This is a genomic window from Bradyrhizobium pachyrhizi, from assembly GCF_029714545.1.
GTDB classification, from domain to species: domain Bacteria; phylum Pseudomonadota; class Alphaproteobacteria; order Rhizobiales; family Xanthobacteraceae; genus Bradyrhizobium; species Bradyrhizobium pachyrhizi.
The window spans coordinates 1,219,248-1,241,345 of record NZ_CP121667.1 but is presented as its reverse complement, the minus strand read 5'-3'; the positions used below and the strand labels follow the sequence as shown (position 1 = coordinate 1,241,345).

General features: G+C 65.3%; 20 protein-coding genes, 1 pseudogene and 1 riboswitch. Of the genes and pseudogenes, 12 read left to right on the top strand and 9 right to left on the bottom strand.

The features are described from left to right. Positions 1-137: 137 nt before the first annotated feature. Positions 138-2,789, bottom strand: coding sequence for an ATP-dependent chaperone ClpB (gene clpB / locus QA639_RS05565; protein WP_157344027.1), 2,652 nt, complete (start codon positions 2,787-2,789; stop codon positions 138-140). A gap of 191 nt (positions 2,790-2,980) precedes the next feature. Beyond that, a complete protein-coding gene (locus tag QA639_RS05560; protein WP_028333576.1) occupies positions 2,981-3,544 on the bottom strand; it encodes a helix-turn-helix domain-containing protein in 564 nt (187 codons plus the stop codon). A gap of 58 nt (positions 3,545-3,602) precedes the next feature. Here QA639_RS05560 and QA639_RS05555 point away from each other — a divergent pair, with 58 nt between their 5' ends. Then, positions 3,603-4,118, top strand: coding sequence for a GNAT family N-acetyltransferase (locus QA639_RS05555; RefSeq protein ID WP_050385650.1), 516 nt, complete (start codon positions 3,603-3,605; stop codon positions 4,116-4,118). 55 nt (positions 4,119-4,173) lie between these two features. After that, entirely contained in the window at positions 4,174-4,965 is a 792-nt protein-coding gene (locus QA639_RS05550; protein ID WP_050385651.1) for an MOSC domain-containing protein, read from the top strand. Positions 4,966-5,008: 43 nt separating this feature from the next. Here the strand turns inward: QA639_RS05550 and QA639_RS05545 are convergent, their stop codons facing one another. Then, on the bottom strand, positions 5,009-5,674 hold the full coding sequence (locus QA639_RS05545) for a TIGR02594 family protein (protein WP_157344031.1): 666 nt from the start codon (positions 5,672-5,674) through the stop codon (positions 5,009-5,011). Between the two features lie 231 nt (positions 5,675-5,905). Here QA639_RS05545 and QA639_RS05540 point away from each other — a divergent pair, with 231 nt between their 5' ends. After that, entirely contained in the window at positions 5,906-6,778 is an 873-nt protein-coding gene (locus tag QA639_RS05540) for an alpha/beta fold hydrolase (protein WP_157344033.1), read from the top strand. Between the two features lie 15 nt (positions 6,779-6,793). Here QA639_RS05540 and metW read toward each other — a convergent pair whose 3' ends face one another. Continuing rightward, a complete protein-coding gene (gene metW, locus QA639_RS05535) occupies positions 6,794-7,456 on the bottom strand; it encodes a methionine biosynthesis protein MetW (protein ID WP_283089345.1) in 663 nt (220 codons plus the stop codon). After that, positions 7,453-8,658 (bottom strand): homoserine O-acetyltransferase MetX, encoded by a 1,206-nt coding sequence (gene metX / locus QA639_RS05530; protein ID WP_157344035.1) that lies wholly within the window; start codon positions 8,656-8,658, stop codon positions 7,453-7,455. Before metX ends, metW begins: the two co-directional genes overlap by 4 nt. Before the next feature lie 85 nt (positions 8,659-8,743). Next, positions 8,744-8,823: riboswitch (SAM riboswitch) on the bottom strand. A 174-nt stretch (positions 8,824-8,997) separates the two neighbouring features. On the opposite strand from metX, the gene QA639_RS05525 reads away from it, so the two are divergent. The 5 genes from QA639_RS05525 (at position 8,998) to QA639_RS05505 (ending at position 14,091) form a co-directional block, all read left to right on the top strand. After that, positions 8,998-9,846: a chorismate mutase gene (locus QA639_RS05525; protein ID WP_283089344.1), complete on the top strand. Its 849-nt coding sequence runs from the start codon at positions 8,998-9,000 to the stop codon at positions 9,844-9,846. Between the two features lie 99 nt (positions 9,847-9,945). Then, complete coding sequence (gene hisC, locus QA639_RS05520) at positions 9,946-11,043, top strand: histidinol-phosphate transaminase (RefSeq protein ID WP_283089343.1); 1,098 nt, start codon at positions 9,946-9,948, stop codon at positions 11,041-11,043. Positions 11,044-11,047: 4 nt separating this feature from the next. Continuing rightward, positions 11,048-11,980, top strand: a complete 933-nt coding sequence (locus QA639_RS05515; protein ID WP_283089342.1) for a prephenate/arogenate dehydrogenase family protein — start codon at positions 11,048-11,050, stop codon at positions 11,978-11,980. Positions 11,981-12,559: 579 nt separating this feature from the next. Continuing rightward, positions 12,560-12,994: a VOC family protein gene (locus tag QA639_RS05510; protein WP_050385682.1), complete on the top strand. Its 435-nt coding sequence runs from the start codon at positions 12,560-12,562 to the stop codon at positions 12,992-12,994. A 245-nt stretch (positions 12,995-13,239) separates the two neighbouring features. Continuing rightward, positions 13,240-14,091: an SH3 domain-containing protein gene (locus tag QA639_RS05505; protein WP_283089341.1), complete on the top strand. Its 852-nt coding sequence runs from the start codon at positions 13,240-13,242 to the stop codon at positions 14,089-14,091. A gap of 35 nt (positions 14,092-14,126) precedes the next feature. Here QA639_RS05505 and QA639_RS05500 read toward each other — a convergent pair whose 3' ends face one another. The 3 genes from QA639_RS05500 to QA639_RS05490 form a co-directional block, all read right to left on the bottom strand. After that, positions 14,127-15,116 carry a Bug family tripartite tricarboxylate transporter substrate binding protein gene (locus QA639_RS05500; RefSeq protein WP_283089340.1) on the bottom strand — a complete coding sequence of 330 codons (990 nt, stop codon included), beginning with the start codon at positions 15,114-15,116 and terminating at the stop codon, positions 14,127-14,129. Positions 15,117-15,212: 96 nt separating this feature from the next. Next, positions 15,213-15,722 carry a hypothetical protein gene (locus QA639_RS05495; RefSeq protein WP_283089339.1) on the bottom strand — a complete coding sequence of 170 codons (510 nt, stop codon included), beginning with the start codon at positions 15,720-15,722 and terminating at the stop codon, positions 15,213-15,215. Positions 15,723-15,943: 221 nt separating this feature from the next. After that, complete coding sequence (locus QA639_RS05490; RefSeq protein ID WP_283089338.1) at positions 15,944-17,512, bottom strand: hypothetical protein; 1,569 nt, start codon at positions 17,510-17,512, stop codon at positions 15,944-15,946. 255 nt (positions 17,513-17,767) lie between these two features. Here QA639_RS05490 and QA639_RS05485 point away from each other — a divergent pair, with 255 nt between their 5' ends. Beyond that, positions 17,768-18,085, top strand: a complete 318-nt coding sequence (locus QA639_RS05485) for an antibiotic biosynthesis monooxygenase family protein (protein ID WP_283089337.1) — start codon at positions 17,768-17,770, stop codon at positions 18,083-18,085. Positions 18,086-18,126: 41 nt separating this feature from the next. On the opposite strand, the gene QA639_RS05480 is transcribed toward QA639_RS05485, so the two are convergent. After that, positions 18,127-19,314 carry a DUF2125 domain-containing protein gene (locus tag QA639_RS05480; protein WP_028333591.1) on the bottom strand — a complete coding sequence of 396 codons (1,188 nt, stop codon included), beginning with the start codon at positions 19,312-19,314 and terminating at the stop codon, positions 18,127-18,129. 153 nt (positions 19,315-19,467) lie between these two features. Between QA639_RS05480 and QA639_RS05475 the strand changes: the two genes are divergently transcribed. The 3 genes and pseudogenes from QA639_RS05475 to QA639_RS05465 all read left to right on the top strand — a co-directional run bounded on the left by QA639_RS05475 (position 19,468) and on the right by QA639_RS05465 (position 21,958). Further along, a complete protein-coding gene (locus tag QA639_RS05475) occupies positions 19,468-20,073 on the top strand; it encodes a gamma-glutamylcyclotransferase (protein WP_283089336.1) in 606 nt (201 codons plus the stop codon). A gap of 78 nt (positions 20,074-20,151) precedes the next feature. Further along, positions 20,152-20,676: pseudogene (locus QA639_RS41840) on the top strand (tetratricopeptide repeat protein); the annotation flags it as partial. Positions 20,677-21,004: 328 nt separating this feature from the next. Beyond that, entirely contained in the window at positions 21,005-21,958 is a 954-nt protein-coding gene (locus tag QA639_RS05465) for a caspase family protein (protein WP_283089334.1), read from the top strand. The last annotated feature ends 140 nt before the right edge of the window (positions 21,959-22,098 follow it).

Here is a 22,098-nt window from a genome sequence, read left to right as displayed (position 1 = left end):
AACGCTGTCCGCAGGCGGTTTCATTAAATCGGGCCAACAAAACGGGCCGCCAGACAGGAACTCCGTCGCGGGCGGCCCGTCGATTGTCGCGGATGCGGCCTGTCGCCAGGCCGCATCCAGTTTCGCTATCGAAACGCTCAGTTCAGCTTGCGCTTCGAGACCGGGGCCTCGAACTGCACGATCTCGGCGGTTTTGGGCACCTGACCGTTGAAGGTCAGCACATTGCCCTTCTCCGAGATCACGACATGATCGCCGTCCTTGACCTCGCCGGCGAGGATCATCTCGGCCAGCGGATCCTGCACGCTGCGCTGGATCACCCGCTTCAGCGGGCGGGCGCCGTAAGCCGGATCCCAGCCCTTCTCGGCGAGCCAGTCCCGCGCCTTGGCGTCCAGCGTGAGCTCGATCTTGCGATCCTCGAGCAGCTTGGTCAGCCGCGCGAACTGGATCTCGACGATACGGCCCATCTCGCTCTTCTGCAGGCGGTGGAACAGGATGATCTCGTCGATGCGGTTCAGGAATTCCGGCCTGAAATGCGCCCGCACGACGCCCATCACCTGATCGCGGACCGCCGCGGTGTCCTCGCCCTCCGGCTGATTCACCAGGAACTCCGAACCGAGATTCGAGGTCATGATGATCAGCGTGTTGCGGAAGTCGACAGTGCGGCCCTGACCATCGGTCAGGCGGCCGTCGTCGAGCACCTGCAAGAGCACGTTGAAGACGTCGGGATGCGCCTTCTCGATCTCGTCGAACAGCACGACCTGGTAGGGCCGGCGCCGCACGGCTTCGGTCAGTGCCCCGCCCTCGTCGTAGCCGACATAGCCGGGAGGCGCGCCGATCAGCCGCGAGACCGAGTGCTTCTCCATGAATTCGGACATGTCGAGGCGGACCATCGCGGTCTCGTCGTTGAACAGGTCAGCGGCGAGCGCCTTGGTCAGCTCGGTCTTGCCGACGCCGGTGGGGCCTAAGAACATGAACGAGCCCGTCGGCCGGTTCGGATCCTGCAGGCCCGCGCGGGCACGGCGCACGGCGGTTGCCACCGCACGCACGGCTTCGGCCTGGCCGACGACGCGCTTGGCGAGGCTGTCCTCCATTTTCAGGAGCTTGTCCTTTTCGCCCTCCAGCATCTTGTCGACCGGCACGCCGGTCCAGCGCGAGACGACCTGCGCGATGTGGTTGGCGGTGACCGCCTCCTCCATCATCTCGCCGCCGTTCGGCTTGCTATTTTCTTGCGCCTCGATATCGGCGAGCTTCTTTTCCAGCTCGGGAATCCGGCCATAGGCCAGTTCGCCGGCCTTCTGGAATTCGCCGCGACGCTGTGCATTGGCAAGCTCGACGCGGAGCGCATCGAGTTCGCTCTTCAGCTTCTGGGCATTGGAGAGCTTGTTCTTCTCCGCGCTCCAGCGCGCCGTCAGCGCCGTCGATCGCTCCTCCAACCCGGCGAGCTCCTTCTCCAGGGTCTGCAAGCGGCTCTTGGAGCCGGCATCGTTCTCCTTCTTCAGCGCCTCCTGCTCGATCTTCAGCCGAATGATGTCGCGATCGAGCGAATCGAGCTCTTCCGGCTTCGAATCAACCTGCATCTTCAGCCGCGCCGCCGCCTCGTCCATCAGGTCGATGGCCTTGTCCGGCAGGAAGCGGTCGGTGATGTAGCGGTTCGACAGCGTGGTCGCGGCCACCAACGCGGAGTCGGTGATGCGCACGCCGTGATGCTGCTCGTACTTGTCCTTGAGGCCGCGCAGGATCGAGATGGTGTCCTCGACCGTCGGTTCGCTGACATAGATCGGCTGGAACCGGCGGGCCAGCGCCGCATCCTTCTCGACATGCTTGCGGTACTCGTCGAGCGTGGTCGCACCGATACAGTGCAGCTCGCCGCGCGCGAGCGCAGGCTTCAACAGGTTGGACGCGTCCATCGCGCCGTCGGTCTTGCCGGCGCCGATGAGCGTGTGCATCTCGTCGATGAACAGGATGATGCCGCCCTCGGCGGTCGAGACCTCCTGCAGGACCGACTTCAGCCGCTCCTCGAACTCGCCGCGATATTTCGCGCCGGCGATCAGGGCGCCCATGTCGAGCGACAGCAGCTTCTTGTCCTTCAGGCTCTCCGGCACGTCGCCGTTGAGGATGCGCAGCGCCAGGCCCTCGACGATCGCGGTCTTGCCGACGCCGGGCTCACCGATCAGGACGGGATTGTTCTTGGTCCGCCGCGACAGCACCTGGATGGTACGACGGATCTCCTCGTCGCGGCCGATCACCGGGTCGAGCTTGCCGTCGCGCGCCGCCTGGGTCAGGTCGCGGGCATATTTCTTCAGCGCGTCGTAAGCGTTCTCGGCGGTCGCGCTATCAGCGGTGCGGCCCTTGCGCAGCGCTTCGATCGCCGCGTTCAGGTTCTGCGCCGTGACGCCGCCCTTGCTCAGGATGGAGGCCGCCTCGCTGCCCTTCTCGAGCGTGAGCCCGAGCAGCAGCCGCTCGACGGTGACAAAACTGTCGCCGGCCTTGTCGGCGGCCTTTTCCGCCGCATCGAAGGCACGCGCCAGCTCCGGCGACAGGTAGACCTGCCCGGCGCCATTGCCCGAGACCTTCGGCAACTTGTTCAGCGCCTCTTCGGTCGCTTTCAGGATTGCTCTGGAATTGCCGCCCGCACGGTCGATCAGACCGCCGGCGAGTCCCTCATTGTCGTCCAGCAGCACCTTCAACAGATGCAACGGTGAGAACTGCTGGTGACCGTCGCGCGTTGCGAGCGACTGGGCAGACTGGATGAATCCGCGCGCGCGCTCGGTGTACTTCTCGATGTTCATTCGTTTTCCCTCGGCCTGCCACCGTCACCCATTCAGGCATGACAACGGCATCTTCATTGGGTTTCCGCGGGCCGCGTTGACGTTCCTCAACCAGCCTCTGGTCGTCGCCATCATTGTTCAGGCTTGCCGCAGATGTGGGCACTTGGTTCCAAAACGGAAGAGCCACAGTCTGCGATTTCACCCGATGAAGCTCAGCGCCGCACGATGGCGACAAGGTAGCGGCAGGGCTGAGCCGTTTCGTTACGGAAGACGATGTCCGATGGCGGACCAAGCTCGACGCGGTCACCCGCAGCGAGCTCATGGCGCTCCGCCCCTTCCATCAAGGTGAGGCGGCCACTGATCATCCAGACAACCTGGCGGACCAGGTGATAGGCGCTGGCGGGGAAGCCGGCTTCCTGCCCCGCAGGCAGTTCGATCTCCACCAGCTCCAGCGGATTGGCCGGATGCAGGAACACCTGCCGCCGCAGATAGGCCGCCTTCGGATCGCGCCAGACCGGCTGATCCTTGGCCCGCTGCAGGCGGGAATTGTGTGAGGCAACCTCGAACAGCGCGGCCATGGTCAGGCCATAGGCCGTGGCGATCCGCGACAGCGTCGCCGCCGTCGGGCTTGCCTCCGCCCGCTCGATCTTGCTCAGCATGGCCTTGGACACGCCGGCCCGCCCGGCGAGTTCCGCCAGCGACCAGCCGCGGCCCTCCCGTTCGGCGCGAACCCGCCGTCCGAGAGCCTCATCGGCCTTGTCCTCTATAATTGACATGTCGTCTTATATAGTAGACGATGGCGGTCCGTTCAAGAGGCCCGTCAAGGAACCAGTGATGATAATCCGCCCCGCCACCGAGCAGGACATCCCGGCCATTACCGCGATCTTCAACGAGGCGGTCGCCAACTCGAATGCGATCTGGACGGAGAAGCAGGATTCCGACGCCGAGCGGCTGGCTTGGATGACGGCGCGGCAGGCTCTGGGCTATCCCGTGCTGGTGGCCGTCGAGGGGGCGACGGTGCTCGGCTACGGCACATTCGGCGACTTCCGGGCCTTCCCGGGCTACCGCTACAGCGTCGAGCACAGCGTCTATGTCCATGCCGATCATCGCGGCCGCGGCCTCGGCCGGATCATCGTCGACGAACTGATCGCCGTGGCCACCGCGCTCGGCAAGCACGTCATGATCGCCGGTATCGACGGCGGCAATCCCGCCTCGCTGCGGCTGCACGCGCAGGCCGGCTTTGTCGAGGTCGCCCGGATGCCGGAGGTCGGACGCAAGTTCGGCCGCTGGCTCGATCTCGTGTTCATGCAGCGCCTGCTGGACGCTCCTGGAGCGGCGCGCGCCGACTAGTACCTTCCCGCGGGCGGCAGTTCTCCTCGCCCACCAAACAGGCTAGAGCGGGCGAATGGACAACACGCACGCTTCCTCCGCCCGGATCACCGGCATCTACCGCTACCCGGTCAAGGGTCTCACGCCCGAGCCGCTGCCGCACGCAGAGCTCAAGATCGGCGAGACGATTCGCTCCGATCGCCGCTATGCGATCGAGAACGGCCCGAGCGGCTTCGATCCCTCGGTGCCGAAATGGCTGCCGAAGCCGCATTTCCTGATGCTGCAGCGGGACGAGTGGCTGGCGCCGCTGCGCGCCCATTTCGACGATGACAGCCACGTGCTGACGCTGCGCCGGGATGGTGCGATGGTGGCCCAGGGCGACCTTGAGACCGCGGAAGGCCGCGCGGCGATCGAGCGCTATTTCGCCGATCGTCATACCGGCCAGATCAAGGGCCCGCCCAAGGTGCTGGTCAGCCCCGGGCATAGTTTCTCCGACGTGCCGCGCAAGGTGGTCTCGATCATCAATCTGGCCAGCCTGCGGGCGATCGAGGAGATGGTGCAGGCGCCGGTGCATCCGCTGCGCTTCCGCGCCAACCTCTATGTCGAGGGCTGGCCGGCCTGGCATGAAGCCAGCCTGCTCGACCAGACCATTGCGATCGGCAGCGCCCGGGCCAGGGTGGTGAAGCGCATCACCCGCTGCGCCGCTGTCAATGTCGATCCCGATACCGGCGCGCGCGACCTCTCGGTGCCGAACACGCTGATGCAGCGCTTCGGCAATAATGAATGCGGTATCTACGCCGAGATCATCAGCGATGGCGGTGCCGCCATCGGCGACACGATTGCCGCTCAGGGACCTGTAGCGTCGTAGGCCGGGGCGAGGCGCGTGCGCGCCCTGCCCCGCTTTCGAGCGATCAGTTGGTCGGCATCACATAGGCGTAGATGCGGCCGCGCGAGACCCGCGTCTCGCGGACACGGTGGCCGCTGTTGCCCGAGATCATGATCGGATTGCCCTTGGCATCGACGCCGGTGATGATGCCGACATGGCCGCCGCCGCGGCGGCTCATCACGGCTATGGCGCCGACCTGCGGTCCGGAAACGCGCGTGCCGTATTTGGCGAACGAACTCGCCATGTCGGAGCCGGTGCCGCGATGGCCGGTGTGCTGCAGCACCATGTTCATGAAGCGGGCGCACCACAGGCTGGAGCGGCCGGTCGGATTGCCGCCGAGATAGCGGCGCGCCTCGGCGACGATGCCGGACGAGCCGAAGCCGCTTGCCGCAATCACGCCGCCGGTGTTGGGCACGACGTCAGCGCTGCCGGGCAACGGCGCCGCGTTGGTTTCGACGATCCCGCCCGGCTGCGCGAGTGCGCGGCGCTCGGCGCGCGACAGCCGCGCTGCGTGCCGATAGTGATGACGGGCATAGTGACGCGCGTGATGGCCGGGATGGGCCGAATGCGCGTGACGTGGATGATGTGGACGGGCGGATGCCGGAGCGGCGGAGATCACGGCGAGAGTGAGCGAACACAGAGCCAGCGCCAAAACACGAAGCGACCGGCGACACGCAAGCAACTGAACCATACTTCACTAGATCCTCTGTAACGCCCCCCAACTCCCCGTCGCGTTCCCGGGGGAACACGGCGGTGGTTTTGAAAATCGGGATGGCGCGAGGAAGATTTCATGCGGCACTGCGGGAATAATTTCTGGGTCATTCCGCGATGATTCGATGACGAGAAAAGAACCGGAACTGCCGCATTGCGGCCTTGAAAATTAACTGCAAATCTGGAGGCGGCCAACGAGAGGAGAATTTCAATGCCCTACGCCACGACGAAAGATCATGTCCGCCTTCATTTCGAAGAGGCCGGCAGCGGAACCCCGATCATCTTTCTGCACGAGTTCGCCGCGGATCACACCAATTGGGAGCCGCAGATGCGCTATTTCGCGCGCGGCCACCGCTGCATCGCCTATTCGGCGCGCGGTTATACGCCGTCGGACGTGCCACCGAGCTCCGACGTCTACACCTACCAGCACTTCTATACCGACGCGCTCGCCGTGCTCGACCATCTCGGCATCGCCAAGGCGCATTTCGTCGGGCTCTCGATGGGCTCCTATTCGTCGCTGCAGGTCGCGCTCAACGCGCCGGAGCGCGCGCTGTCGATGACGCTGGCCGCGGTCGGCTCCGGCTCCAGCCTCGAGCATCTCGATGCCTTCCGCGCGCAGTGCCGCGCCAATGCCGAGCAATACGAGAGCATCGGCTCCGTCGAGGTCGCCAAGGTGACGCGCGAGGCGCCGAGCCGGATCCCGTTTCTGGTCAAGGACCCGCGCGGCCACGCCGACTTCTACGCCGCGCTCGCCCGCCACGACGCCAGAGGCTCCGCCAACACGATGCGCAGCTTCCAGGGCGGCAGGCCCTCGATCTACACCATGACCGACGCCATCAGGCGCGCCGCGACGCCGGCGCTGATCCTGTGCGGCGACGAGGACGACAATTGCATCGCGCCCAGCATGTTCCTGAAACAGCATCTGCCGGCCGCCGGGCTTTCCTTCTTCCCGAAGTCGGGTCACGTGCTCAACCTCGAGGAGCCGGCGCTGTTCAACGAGATGGTCGAGCGCTTCATCGCGCTGGTCGAGGCCGGCCGCTGGCCGGTGCGCGATCCGAGGTCGCTGGTGGCGGCGCCGGTTTGACGCGCCACCCACCGATTACTTGCCCCCACCCCGGCTGAGCAGGAACACGCCCTGCTCGCCGAACATGTTCCACACCCACCACGGCAGGTTGAGCGGCACCGGACGGCCGTAGAGATCGAGCGCCACCGCGCGCTCCATCTTGACGTTGATCTCCTCGCACAGCTGCACGAAATCCTTGATGGTGCAGAAGTGGATGTTCGAGGTGTCGTACCAGCTCGCCGGCAAATTCTCGGTGCGCGGCATGTGGCCCCCGATCAGGAGCTGCAGCCGCATCCTCCAGAACCCGAAATTCGGGAACGAGACGATGGCGCGCTGGCCGATGCGCAGCAGATTTTCCAGCACTACCTTGGGCTGCCGCGTCGCCTGCAAGGTCTGCGACAGGATCACGTAGTCGAACGCATCATCCGGATAATTGACGAGATCGGTGTCGGCATCGCCCTGCACCACGGCGAGCCCCTTGGCGACGCAGCCATTGACGCCCTCGCGCGACAGCTCGATGCCGCGGCCGTCGATGCCGCGGCTCTCCAGGAGCTGCAGCAATTCGCCATCGCCGCAGCCGACATCGAGCACGCGCGAGCCCGGCCGCACCATGTCGGCGACCAGCAGATGATCGGTGCGATAGCCGCCGGTCCGCTCCGGCGCGATGCCCGGCAAGGGCAATGTCTGCTGCATGCTCACGACTGGCCGCCGTCCTTCAGTCCGCGCGCCTTGCCTGCGGCCAGCAGGAATGCACGGGAGATCTCGAGGAATTCGGGCACGTCGAGCAGGAAGGCGTCGTGCCCCTTGTCGGTCTCGATCTCGGCGAACGACACCCGCGCGCTCGACGCGTTCAGCGCATGCACCAGCGCGCGCGATTCCGAGGTCGGAAACAGCCAGTCGCTGGTGAACGACACCACGCAGAACCGCGTCTGGATGCCGGTGAACGCCTTCGCCAGCACGCCGTTGTGGTCGGCGGCGATGTCGAAATAGTCCATCGCGCGGGTCAGATAGAGATAGGAGTTGGCATCGAACCGCTCGACAAAGGATGAACCCTGGTAGCGCAGATAGCTCTCGACCTGGAAGTCCGCATCGAACGAGAAGGTCGGCAGCTCGCGATCCTGCATGCGGCGCCCGAACTTGCGATGCAGCGCGGCGTCCGAGAGATAGGTGATGTGCGCGGCCATCCGCGCCACCGCCAATCCGCGATGCGGATGGGTGTCCTCGTCGACATAGCGGCCGCCGCGCCAGTCCGGATCGGCCATCACGGCCTGGCGGCCGAGCTCGTGGAACGCGATGTTCTGCGCCGAGTGGCGCGTCGAGCAGGCGATCGCGAGCGTCGAGAACACGCGCTCCGGATAGGCCGCGGTCCATTGCAGCACCTGCATGCCGCCCATCGAACCGCCGACCACGCAGAACAGCGTATTGATGCCGAGGCGATCGATCAGCATCGCCTGCGCGCGCACCATGTCGGGGATGGTGATGATCGGGAAATCGAGTCCCCACACCTTGCCGGTCGCGGGGTTCGACGACGCAGGGCCGGTCGAGCCCATGCAGCCGCCGATCACATTGGAGCAGATGATGAAGTATTTGTCGGGATCGATCGGCCGGCCGACGCCGACCATGGTCTCCCACCAGCCGGGTTTGCCGGTGACGGGATGGATGTTGTTGACATGCTGATCGCCGGTCAGCGCGTGGCAAACCAGGATCGCGTTGGAGCGGTCGGCATTGAGCTCGCCATAGGTCTGGTAGGCGATCTGGAACGGTGCGAGATCGACGCCGCAATCGAGCTTGAGCGGCTGGTCCATCCCGAACTTCGCCACCAGTGACGACGGATGGTCGGCCTCATGGGCGCGATCATCGCTCGGGGTTTGTGGGCTCGGTATCGGACGCACGTTGCTCATCTAGGCGACCCTACCTCCGCGCGGGAGGGCTCGACGGACCTCAGGCCAATAAAAAACCCGGCCTGAACAAAGGTTCGGCCGGGAGCTGATAAGGTCCCCGGCCTGTTTAGCGAGTTGTTTAACGTGGCTGCAAGCCGGCCGGCTCAAATGACCACGGGACGCAGGGAACGTAGTCCCCACGCCCCCCGCCGTCAAGACAGCCCTGTCCACGGCCGATTGGTTAACCGAATGCGCAAGGCACGCCTGCGACGTTTCTCTTTGCTTTCGCTGCCCGTCTTTCCTAATCAGGGACCCTGTCCGACGCGGCAACGGGCCGCCCCGACGACAAGGTTTGAGAGCATGTCCAACCCACCCCCGTCGCCGCCCTCGCTGCAGGATCTGCGCAAGGAGATCGATGCGATCGACGAGCAGGTTCACCGCCTGTTGATGGCGCGCGGCGACATCATCGACCGCCTGATCCAGGTCAAGAAGACCCAGGAAGTCGGCTCGGCATTCCGCCCGGCGCGCGAGGCCAGCATGATGCGCGAGCTGGTGCGGCGTCATCGCGGCATCCTGCCGCTCGACACCATCGAGAGCATCTGGCGCGTCATTATCTCGACCTTCACTTACGTGCAGGCACCGTTCGCCGTGCATGCCGATGTTTCCGTCGGCGAGTCGGCCATGCGCGACTCCGCGCGGTTTCACTTCGGCTTCGTGGTGCCCTACGTGTCGCATTTCAGCGCGCAGGCCGCGGTCGAGGCGGTGGCGAAGTCGAAGGGCGACCTCGCGCTGGTCTCCGCGATCGCGAGCCGCACGCCGTGGTGGAATGCGCTCGAGGCCGATGGCGCGCCCAAGATCATCGCACGGCTGCCGTTCCTCGAGCGCGCCGACCATCCCGCCGCGCTGCCGGTGTTCGTGATCTCGCGGGTCGCCGACGACGCAATGGTCACCGAAGTGCAGACCTGGAGCGTGCGCGTCTCCGGCTGGAACGCCGATGTCGCCCGGGCGCTGGCGCCGCTCGCCGAGATCGTCGCGGTCCCCGACACCGCCTTCGACGGCGCGGCGCTCCTGGTCTCGGTCACCGGACACGATTTCGAGGCCATCAAGCTCGCCCTGATCAAGGCCGGTGCCTCGGTCCGCTCGTCGGCCCTCGTCGGCAGCCACGCAACGCGCTATACGGTGCCCCCTAACGGATCGGCCAGGACCTGAGGTAAGAGCCAGCCGTCTGTCCAGGCTTTTGTTTTGACGCGTTTTCTTCACGCGAACCGGTATCCACTTCGCTCGAAAACGCTCTGTTCGGAGTTGATGATGTCCCGCCCCGTGCCGAACCCCGGCATCCTCGATATTGCGCCCTACACGCCCGGCAAGAGCCCGGTGCCGGAACCGGGCCGCAAGGTGTTCAAGCTGTCTGCCAACGAGACGCCGTTCGGTCCGTCTCCGAAGGCGATCGCGGCCTACAAGGCGGCGGCTGACCATCTCGAGGACTATCCGGAGGGGACCTCGCGCGTGCTGCGCGAGGCGATCGGCCGCGCCTACGGCCTCGATCCCGACCGCATCATCTGCGGCGCCGGCTCCGACGAGATCCTCAATCTCTTGGCGCACACCTATCTCGCGCCCGGTGACGAGGCGATCTCCACCACCCACGGATTCCTGGTCTACCCGATCGCCACCATGGCGAACGGCGCCAAGAATGTGATCGCGGCCGAGACCAACTTCACCGCCGATGTCGACGCCATCCTCAAGGTGGTGACGCCGAAGACCAAGCTGGTGTGGCTCGCCAACCCGAACAATCCGACCGGCACCTATATCCCGTTCGACGAGGTCAAGCGGCTGCGCGCCGCGCTGCCCTCGCATGTGCTGCTGGTGCTCGATGCCGCCTATGCCGACTATGTCTCGCGCAACGACTACGAGCTCGGCATCGAGCTGGTCGCGACCACCGACAACACGGTGGTGACGCACACCTTCTCGAAGATCCACGGCCTTGCCGCGCTGCGGATCGGCTGGATGTTCGGCCCGGCGCATATCGTCGATGCCTGCAACCGCATCCGCGGTCCGTTCAACGTCACGACGCCGGCGATGCTGGCGGCGGTGGCGGCGATCGAGGACTCCGCGCATGTGCAGATGTCGCGGACCCACACCGAACAATGGCGCAACTGGCTGACCGAGGAGATCGGCAAGCTCGGGCTGAAGGTGACGCCGAGCGTCGCCAATTTCGTGCTCATTCACTTCCCGACCGACAAGGGCAACACCGCGGCGGAAGCCGACACCTATCTCACGCGGCGCGGCCTCGTGCTGCGCGCACTCAACAATTACAAGCTGCCGCATGCGCTGCGCATGACCATTGGCACCGAGGAGGCCAACCGCCTCGTGGTCGAGGGGCTGCGCGACTTCCTGGCCGGAAAGTGACATCGTGACCACGGCTCCGCTCTTCAAACACATCGCGCTGATCGGCTTCGGTCTGATCGGCGGCTCGATCGCGCGCGGCGCGCGCGCGCAGGGGCTGGTCGGCGAGATCGTGACCACCGCGCGCTCGGAGAAGACGCGTGCGCGCGTCGCCGAGCTCGGAATCGTCGATCGCGTCGTCGAGACCAACATCGAGGCGGTGAAGGATGCCGACCTCGTCATCCTCTGCATCCCGGTCGGCGCCTGCGGCCCGGTCGCCGCCGAGATCGCGCCGCATCTGAAGCCCGGCGCCATCATCTCCGACGTCGGCTCGGTGAAGGGCGCCGTCGTCAAGGACATGGCGCCGCATCTGCCTGACGGCGTCCACTTCGTCCCCGCGCATCCGGTGGCCGGGACCGAGCATTCGGGGCCGGATTCCGGCTTCGCCGAACTGTTTATCAACCGCTGGTGCATCCTCACCCCGCCCGAAGGCACCGATCCCGCGGCGACCGACCGATTGCGCACGTTCTGGGCCGCGCTCGGCGCCAAGGTCGAGATCATGACGCCCGATCATCATGACCTCGTGCTCGCGATCACCAGCCATCTGCCGCATCTGATCGCCTACACCATCGTCGGCACCGCCGACGAACTGGCGCAGGTGACGGAATCCGAGGTCATCAAATTCTCCGCCGGCGGCTTCCGCGACTTCACCCGCATCGCGGCCTCGGACCCGACGATGTGGCGCGACGTATTCCTCGCCAACAAGGACGCCGTGCTCGAGATGCTCGGCACCTTCAACGAGGATCTGTCGAAGCTGACCCGCGCGATCCGGCGCGGCGACGGCGAAGCGCTGTTCGACCACTTCACCCGCACCCGCGCCATCCGCCGCGGCATCGTCGAGACCGGCCAGGACTCCGCCGCACCCGACTTCGGCCGGCCACATGCGAATTTGGAGAAGTAGCGATCAAGCACGCGGCATTCTCCACTTCGTCGTCCTGGCGAAAGCCAGGACCCATAACCACCGCAATTGATTGGGAACGGGATCATGGCCTCAGCGTCGCGCAACAATTGAGATTCGGGGTAATGGGTCCTGGCTTTCGCCAGGACGACGATGAGGATGGGTCTCGATTCAAGATGACAAACATCACCCGCGAAAGCGAAAGCGGGTGATCCAGTAGAGTAGCCCGGGGTCCTGTCCATTCGTCGTCCCGGCGCAGGCCGGGACGACGCAGAGTGTGTTGCGCTGCTTGTGGCCATAATTTCGCGTTCTCGCGACGTGATTTGTCCGAGCTTTGCATCTCGTTTCGCCTCTCTTGATCAGAGGGCGCAGAGCGCAGCGAAACCCATCATCGGCGTCCGCGGGTGTAATCGATGGGGTTTCGCTTCGCTCTACCCATCCTACAATCTGTACTCATGCTACAATTGGAGTTGCCCGTCCGGTTGCTTTGCCGCAGGGCCGACCCGCCTACCGGCAGATCGAACGAGCTGGTAGCCTCGCAGGAGGCAAGCCGGCGCGGCGCCGATGACAGGGAGCGATCAGATGATACTCAGTCCGGATCATGTGACTATCGCAGTGGCAGATGCTGGCCCAGCGATCGCCTTCTTCGCACTGCTCGGCTTCAGGAAGACTCACGTCGCGACCATCGACGGCGGCATTCCCGCCCGGTACATGGGCATGCCGGCCATGAGAGCGCAGCACATCACCCTCGCACTCGAGGGAGCGGATTTCGAAATCCAGCTGCTTCAGTTCGACCCGCCCCCGGGGACCGATCCGGGGGTACACCCGACCAATCTGCGAAAGCTGGGCTTCAATCACCTCGCCTTCCGCGTCGACGACATCGAGGCGGCCACCGCGCACCTGGTGGCCAATGGTGTGACCATGCTGAGCGAGGAGATGGACTACATCAGCCGGAAGCTCCGGCTGTTCGAGGGCCCGGAGGGCATCACCTTCGAGTTGGTGGAGCGGGACGCCTGAGACTACGCTGGCCAGGGCCGTTTGCATGGCCCCAAGCGGCGCGGAAGATGTCGGCTTTTGACCCGAGCGGACCTGACCTCCGGCTAGCCCGGGGCCGGTATCCCGCCCATTACCAGGAGACCTCGGGCGCGCTATCATCCGGCCATTCTTTGGACAAGACTGAAGGGAGTGCTGGAGGCTGGTCGCCCCTGACGGATAGCCGAGTCGGTACTCTTGGGTGACATTGGACGGAAAGGGAAACGTCAATGAACTCCACACCCACTCCGAATCCAGTTGGATCGAGCGATAGCCTGAGCGCGCGCGCCGACGAAAGACTCGCGGAAGCCCAAAAGCAGATCGCACGCGCCGATGAAGAACTCACGCGCTTGAGTGAACAGCTCGCAAGAATGGAGCGCGATGCCGCGTCCCCCCCTTCGGCGCAGCCAAACCCGCCCTCGGTCGGACCCAACCCAGCTTCTTCCGGGCCGAGTCCTGCTTCTTCCGTACCTGGCTCGCAATCGCCGCCGGGAAGACCGATATTCCGAGCCCTCACCGGCTTGTCGGTGGCAGCATGTATCGTTGTCGCTGCCCTGGCTTTGCAATCGTCATATGGCGGGGAAGCCAAGCTGCTTGTCGCCCGTTGGGCGCCGCAGCTCGTTTCAACTCCAGCATTGCCGCCGGATGATCCGCAGCCTCCGGCGCAGCCGGCTCCACCTGCCGTTCAGGTCGCCGCGGCAGACGCCGCTCCGCCCCAAGCGACGCCGTTGCCTCAGACCGCACCACCGCAGGACGCCGCGCCGACAGCCAACACAGCCCTTCCCGATCAGACGCAGCTGCTGCAAACGATCGCACGCGACCTCGCGAATGTTGAGCGAAACATCGAGCAACTAAAGGCGAACCAGCAACAGATGGCCCGCGAGAGCTCCAAAGCCATTGAGGAACTCAAGGCGAGCCAGGAAGAAATGAAACGGGCGCTCGCGAAGGCTTCCGAGCAGAAGGCGTCACCGCCTCCGGCGCAGCCGGCTCCGGCCGCGCGCAAGCCCGAGCGGACGTCTATCCCGCCATACGCAAGAGCGCGGCCTCGTATCCCGAGGGAGTGGTTCTACGACGAATGGTGACCGTCGATCCAGCCATCCTTCCGTTCCGGATCGCTTCAAGCCGGCGGCAGGCCGAGTGACTGCGCGGCCTCCATCCAGACCGGCAATTCGCGCTGATACAGCGCATTGCTGTCCTTGAAGCCGATCGCGGACTCCAGCACGAAGGTCGCGAGCACCTCCTTGACCTTCGGATCGCTATTGGCGGCGACGCAAATCTCCGACAGCCGATCGACGATCGGCTGCGGCGTCGCCTTCGGCAGCGCCCAGCCCGAGAAGCCGCTCACGGTGAAGAACTTCGACGTCGCGCTCTGCTCGGGCAGCGTCCTGATCTCGGGGATAGCGTCGACCTTCTTCGAATGCACCCCGAAGACGACGCCGCGACCGCTTTGCAGGACGGTTTGTGCAGCCGTGTAGCTGCCCATCGCGACATCGAGCGTGCCTTCCGCGAGCCCGGTCCACATCGGTGCCTCGCCGCGATAATGGATCGGCTCGATGGTGAGGCCATACTGCTTGTTGAGCTCGTTGATCGTCATGTGCGGCGCGGAGCCCGCGCTGTAGGTGCCGAAATTCACCTTGCCGCTGCTGCGCGCATAGGCGACGAATTCCGCCAGTGTCTTGACGCCCAATTTCGGGCTCGCAACCAGCAGCAGCCCGGCGCCCGGGATCACGCTGACCAGCGTCAGATCCTTGTCCATGTCGTAGCCGGGGTTCTTCATCATCGCGCGGTTCATCACGTAGGTGGTCGAGATCGAGCACAGGATGGTGTGACCGTCAGGCGCGGCGCGCGCCACCTCGGCGGCGCCGATCGAGCCCGAGGCGCCCGCCTTGTTCTCGATGACGACGGTTTGCCCGACTTGCCTTGCGATGAATTCGCCGAAGGCCCGCGCCAAAAGATCGGTCTGCCCGCCGGCGGGGTAGGTGCAGATCATGCGGATTTGCCGCGAGGGCCACGCAGCTTGCGCCGAGGCTCCGCGTGACAGGAAGGGCATCGCGGCGGCCGCGGCTCCGGCAGCGATGACGTGACGGCGGCTGAATTTCGCTGGCATGAGGTCCCTCCCCGATTTTTTGGTGAGGGTATCGCATCGGCCAGTCGCAGCTACGGGACAGATTGGCGCAGCGGGGCCGCAGGTCTACGACCGTGCTCACCGTCGCAGCCGCTGATCCCGGATCGGCCCCGCCGAGATCGCCGCGGTCTTCTGCGCCGGCCGCTGACGGCCGACGAGACCAGCGGTTGCCAGCATGATGCCGCCGCCGAACCACCAGGTGCCGATCACGAATTCCCAGGCGCGCGGCGGAATCTCGTCGAACACGATGCCATAGACCGACACCAGCGCAGCCAGCGCGGCGAGGAAGATGCCGCCTGCGCTCGTCAGCTCGGCGGCATCGATGCGCCCCGTGCCGCGCATCACCGGCTTGGGAACATCGATGCCGAGATAGAAGCCGACTGCCCCGATCACGATCGTCGTCGCGACGAAGAACAGCGTGCCGAAGACAGCGACATGGCCCTTGGCGAGCTGGGCGGCGACGAAGGTGCCGGCCATGGCACCGGCCATCGCGAGGCCAGTTCGCTGCAGCACATGCGCGGCGCGGCTGACCATCATCAATTCGCGCGCGATCACGGCCCTCCGCTTCGGTCTGGTCACGATCCTCATCTGACCTCTCCCTCCTCGCTGGTGATGAATCTAGACTGAGACGGCACCGCGAACTCGATTCACCTCTCCCGTGGGAGAGGTCGATTTGCGCAGCAAATCGGGTGAGAGGGTGCAGCCCCAACGAGAGAGAGTAACCCCTCACCCGGCGCTACGCGCCGACCTCTCCCACGGGAGAGGTGAGCTGCCGTTGCCGCTCCAGCTCAACCTGATCTCCTCACGCCCTAGAACGGGTAGTAGCGGATCTGGGTCATGACGATGTGGTCGTCGGTCTTCGGCGCGCCGCCGACACCCTGGAAGGCGAAGCGCTGGGTGTAGGAATATTGCGCGCCGGCCTTGATGGTGCCGTAGGAGCCCTTGAAGATCGTGTCGTAGAAGCCCGCGGTGTACTGCCTCACCTCCGAAGTGTTGCCGTTACAGGTCGCGGCCGGCGAGTTCTCGATGTTGCAGCCGAGATTGTTGTAGAGCGGATTGCCGTAGCCGAACGGCACCGTGCCGACATCGGAGAAGGTCGCCTTGGTCTTTTCGAGCCCGGCATAGGCGTAGAGATCGAGCGACGGCGTCGTGTGCCAGACCGAGCCGACCAGGAAGGCCGTGATCGGCAGCGGCTGGATCGAGCCGTCCTGGCGCACGGTCGCATCCGGGAATGGCGTTGCGGTGAAGCGGCCCAGCGCACCGTAAGAGGCGGAAGCCTGCACCTCGAGCAGCTTCGGCACGATCTCGGCCGAGAGGTGGCCGCCGAAGCTCACCGTGTTGACGTCGTGATTGGCGAAGTTGAAGCGATCATAGAAGTCGCGGTAGAGCGCCCACGCCTCGACGTGCAGCTTGTAGGGCCCGAGCCGCGGATCCCACGCGCCCTTCACGGTGAAATCCGGAACGTGGTTGAGGCTGACATTGTTCAGGCTGTTGAAGAAGCTGCCGCCCGGACCGGTGAGATTGACCAGCAGGTTCGGGTTGAGCACGCCCTGCGGGCCAACCGCCGGCGTGCCGACCAGCGGATTGTTGCCGCCGAAAAAGGATGTCTGCGGGTTCTCCGCCGAGACCGCGAGCTTGAACTCCGGCCCGATATCCTGCCAGACCCGGACGCCTGGTTGACGCGCGCCGAGAAAGCCCGGCACCAGTTCGAAATCGATCACGCCCGGCGTATCGGCGCCTCGCGGATCGATGCCCGCCTTGCTTGGCGTGTTCAGCGACCATGATTGGCCGGCCAGGACATGCAAGCCGAGATCGCTGCGGTCGATCTCGATGCTGGCCTGCCGCAGCCGCGGATTGAACGAATTGGTCGCGACCGAATTGGCGGTCTGCGCCGCGCCCTCGAAGTCGAGCTCGCCATAGCCGGCGACGTGGATGTTCTCCGTGGCATTGGCTTCGGCGAGCACCGAGAAGCGGGTCTGGCGCGCGGTGAAGCGCGACTCGCCGGTGTTGTAGTTTTTGCTCTGCGGGAACGGGATGAAGTTGTAGACTGACCCCGAATCGGAGGCGAGGTTGCGGCTGCGATAGATGCCGGTGAGATCGACCCAGCCGCCGAAGGTGAAGGTGACGCCCTTGTAGCAGAGCTTGCCCGATGCACAGGGATCGAACGGCACCGGCGCCTTCGCCGTCATCTGCGCGTTCTGAATTGCGTTCTGTCTTGCGGCCAGCGCCTCCTCCTTGCGCGCCTGCGTCTCCATTTTCTGCTCGAGCTGCTTGAGCCGTGCCTTCAGCGCACGCAGCTCGGACGCATCGTCCTCCGCCAACGCCGGACCTGCCGACAGCAGCATGCTGCCGAGCAGAATTCCCCCGAGAATTCGCATCGCTTCTCCTCCACACGAGGTTGCTTCCTCAGGCGAGAGAGAGCGGTACTCGGGGAGTGATATTCGCGCCGGGGCGCATTATTCCGGTCACGTTTTTCTCATCGCGGCGGCGGGAATAGATTGCCGCGACGGACGATATCGCGCGAGGAACGCCCTGGGTGGTGGAGGCGTAACAACACCGGCCGCGATTTCGAATTGTGTTCGGGCGATGGTTTTCAACCTGCCACGGACATTGGATCGACGGAGGACTGCAACATGATCGGTGAAGTCATTGTCGTTGGTGACTTGAAGTTACGGGAGACCGCTCCGCTCGACGAATACAACCGGCTGGGCGAACGCATGTACGACATTGTCAGCCGCCTTCCGGGATTCCTTTCGGTCAAATCGTTCAAGGCGGCGGATGGCGAGGAGCTCACGCTGTTTCGCTTTGCTTCGGAGGAGGCGCTCGAAGCCTGGCGCAATCATCCCGATCATGTCGAAACCATGAGGCGAGGACATGCCGAGTTCTACGCCAGCGGCTTCCTGCAGATCTGCAAGGTGATCCGCGAGGTCGGCCCGTTTGAGCACGCCTGACAGTGCGTGGGCGAGCTCGCGTCAGCGCAATCCGCCGCGGCTCAGAACAGCGGCGGGATCTGCGCGACTTTCAGCGGGCCCAAGAACACCGCGCCGTCGGCGAAGCGCAGCGGGAAGCTGCGCGCCTTCTTGCCTTCGAGCGTGGCCTCCGTGCCGAGCGAATTGATGCCGGCGGAAATGCCGGCATTGGCGTTCTGCTTGATCACCTTGCCGAGGCCGGGAATGGCGCGATCCAGCGCGCCGAACAGATTGCTGAGGTCCTGGCTCTTCACGCCGGGCGCGACGCGATCAAGCGTTGACTGCGGCACGCCCTCCTCCAGCATCTTGTCGATGCCGAGCGCGGGGATGACGCGCTCGAGGCCGGCGACCGTCATCTGCAGTTCGCCCTCGATGCGACCCTGCGCGTTGAGGCGGAGCGTGCCGGCCGCGACCGACAGCACATCGCCCTGCTCGATCCGCGACTGCTGGATCTCGACGCTGCCGCCGGCGGCCTGGATCTCGCGGAAGCGATCCGGCCAGGGTTTCGGCGAGAAATCCTTCAGGCCGTTGAGACGCGCATGGATGTCGGCGTTGAACGGCTGGGCGAGCAGCGGATGCACCTCCTGCAAGGTGCCGCCGGCAATCTGCAGCACGGTCTCGATCGCCGGACTGTCCGGCGCCGGGCCGTCGACCTGCCTGCCGTGCAGCTCGATGTGATTGACCCGCGCCAGCGGCGCCGGCGCGGCACCGCCGGTGCGGTCGATGGCGAGATCGTCGAACACCAGCGAGGCGCGCTGCGGCACCGCCGGCAGCCCAACGACGCTGCTCCGTGCCTTGCTCCAGCTCACCGACAGCGTCGGCTGCGCGCCGCGTTCGGCGATCGTGGCCGGGCCCTTGAATTCGGCGATCACGAGCTTGGGATCGTAGACCTGCGCCACGACCAGTATCTCGGCGAGCCGCGCCACGAACGCCATCTGCGGCGAGGCGGTCTGCGAGACCAGCATCACGCTCGGATCGGTGCAGCGGACCTCGAATCGGAACGGGTAGCCCGCCACCGAACGGTCGCCGCAATCATAGACCCGGCCGGCCTTCGCCTCCTGCGCGCGCCAGGCATCGGCCTGCACGCCGACCTGCGAGGCGGCGAAGAACCAGAAGGCACTCCACAGCACCGCGGCGATCAGGACCGCGACTGGGACGGCATAAAGGCCGAAGCGCGAGCGGCGGCGGGGGGCGGAGGTCTGATCCGACATGCAGGTCCTTTGGCGGGCGAATTTGTCAAAATCTAAGCGGCCGCGAGCCTTGAACAAGCCCCGAGCAACCCTTGAGCGAGCCTTCAGCAAGCCTTGGAAACATCACGGAATCCGCTTCGCTTCGACGGCCCGTTCTGCTAGCCCATCAGCGCGATGTCAGCAAATCCTCCCCATTCCGAAACCGACGGCGACCTCTGGGTGTTCGGCTATGGCTCACTGATGTGGAAGCCGGGCTTCGAGTTCCTGGAACAGGTGCCGGCGCGGCTGATCGGCGAGCATCGCGCGCTCTGCGTCTATTCGTTCGACCACCGCGGCACGCCGGAGAAGCCGGGCCTGGTGCTCGGGCTCGACCGCGGCGGCGCCTGCCGCGGCATCGCGTTCCGCGTCGCCGCCCGCCTGCGCCACGACACCATCGCCTATTTGCGCGGACGCGAGCAGACCACCAATGTCTATCGCGAGGTGATGCGCTCGGTGTGGCTGGAGAATGCGGCGCGCGAGCGCGTCAGCGCGCTGGCCTATGTAGTCGATCGCGGCCATGTGCAATATGCCGGGCGGCTGTCGCTCGCCGAGCAGCAGCGCCTGGTGCTGCAGGGCCATGGCCGCTCCGGCAACAACCGCGACTATGTGCTCTCGACCGTGGCCTCGATCGAGAAGCAGGGCTTTCGCGACACGCAGCTGCACCAGCTCGCGGCAATGCTGCACGATGCGGGCACGCTGCATCGCGATGCGCGCGCGGCTGACAGGCTGGACCCGGGCTGAGGCGCGGAACCTCGTTCGCGCATTTTTCGCCACGGCGCGAACAACATTGTGGTCTCAATTTCCGGTCGTTGGAATGGAATGACTGGAATGCGCCTCTCATTGCCCAAGCTCGCCGCAATCGGCCTGCTGTTGCTGCTGAATTCCCCATCTTATGCAGGTCTGAGAGAGGATGGCGCGGCGTGCGACGCCAGGGATCCGCACCCGGAGCTCGCAATCCCTGCCTGCACCCGCCTGATCGCGGCCAATCCCAGGGGACGCGACCTTTCGATCACCTATTACAACCGGGCGCTCGCTTGGCATAGCAAGGGCGATCTGGAGAAAGCCAAGGCGGACTACGATCAGTCGATCGCGATCAATCCGTCGTTTGCGCCCTCCTATGGCCAGCGGGCCAAGGTCTTCCTGCAGAACCAGGACTATGACCGCGCGCTGAGCGACTTCGATCAGGCGATCCGGCTGAAGCCAGCCGGCCCGTTCAGCGCCGGCTGGCTCAACAATCGCGCCGAGCTGTTCGTCGCCACCGGAGACTACGATCGCGCGCTGGCCGATTACGGCAGGTCCATCGAGCTCGATCCCAATTCCTGGTACGCCTATGTCAATCGCGCATTGGTCTACGATTTCCGCGGCAAGGACCGGCTCGCGGCGCTGCATTGCCAGGATGCGATCAAGGTCGCGCCGCGCGCAGGCGGCCCGTATTATTGCCGGGCGGTGGTCGAGATCAGCGCCGGCGACATCGACAATGCGTCGCGGGATATCGAACGCGCGATCGCACTCCAGGACGGGCAATCCGAGTTCTACTCGCTGCGCGGCCTGACGCTGGCCGGCAAAGGCAAGCTCGAGCAGGCCGTGCGCGACTACGACCACGCGACGCAACTCAATGCGCAGGGCGCGCTGAATTACGCACGCCGAGGCCTCGCCGCCGAGAAGAAGGGCGATGTCGAGGGCGCACGCGCCGACTTCCGCCACGCGCTCGAGGTCATCGGGCTCGATCAGCTCGACCGGACGCAGGGGCCAGCGCGTCGCCAAAGAAGGCCTGCAACGGCTGGACAAGGTCGCCACCACGGACAAGAGCGTCATCGCGGATCAAGGCGCGGCCAAGCCCGCGCCCGCGGTCGCCGCGGCTGTGCCGATCGCGCCGATCGGCGCGGGCCCAAAGGCGGCGACCGTCGAACGGCGCGTCGCCCTGGTCGTGGGCAATTCCGGATATCGCTCCGTGCCGGTGCTGCCGAACCCCGGCCAGGACGCGGCGGCGATTGCCGATACGCTGCGCGCCATCGGCTTTCAGGATGTCCGCCTCGTCAACGATGCCACGCGGGACAGCCTGGTCGAGGCGCTGAAGTCATTCGCCGACGTGGCCGATGGCGCGGACTGGGCGGTGATCTACTATGCCGGGCACGGCATGGAGATGGCCGGCGAGAACTATCTGGTGCCGGTCGATGCGAAACTCGCCACCGACCGCGATGTGCCGTTTGAGGCGGTTGCCCTGACCCAGGTGCTGGGCGCGACCGAAGGTGCACGCAAGCTGCATCTCGTCATTCTCGATGCCTGCCGCGACAATCCCTTCGCCAACCAGATCAAGCGCACCGTCGCGTCGCGCTCGATCGGCAGGGGACTGGCTCAGGTCGAACCCGACAGCGGCACGCTGGTTGTCTACGCCGCCAAGCACGGCCAGGTCGCGCTCGACAGCGACGGTGGTCACAGCCCGTTCGTAACGGCCCTGATCAAGCGCATGCAGACGCCGCGGATCGAGATCCGCAAGCTGTTCGATCTCGTGCGCGACGACGTCATGGCGGCGACGGATCGTCGGCAACAGCCCTTCAGCTATGGTTCGGTGCCGGGAAGCGAGGATTTCTACTTCGTCGGCGCGAGCCAGAATGCGGCGAAGTAGCCCGCATCCGCGTCGTTGCAAACCACACGATCGGGAATGCGGCCGTCGTCGGGCGTTTGTTGCGGCCAGAGAAATCTCGGCGGACATATGGCACCGCCCTGTGACATTTAGGCTTTTGCATTGCGGCGCGGACGGATAGA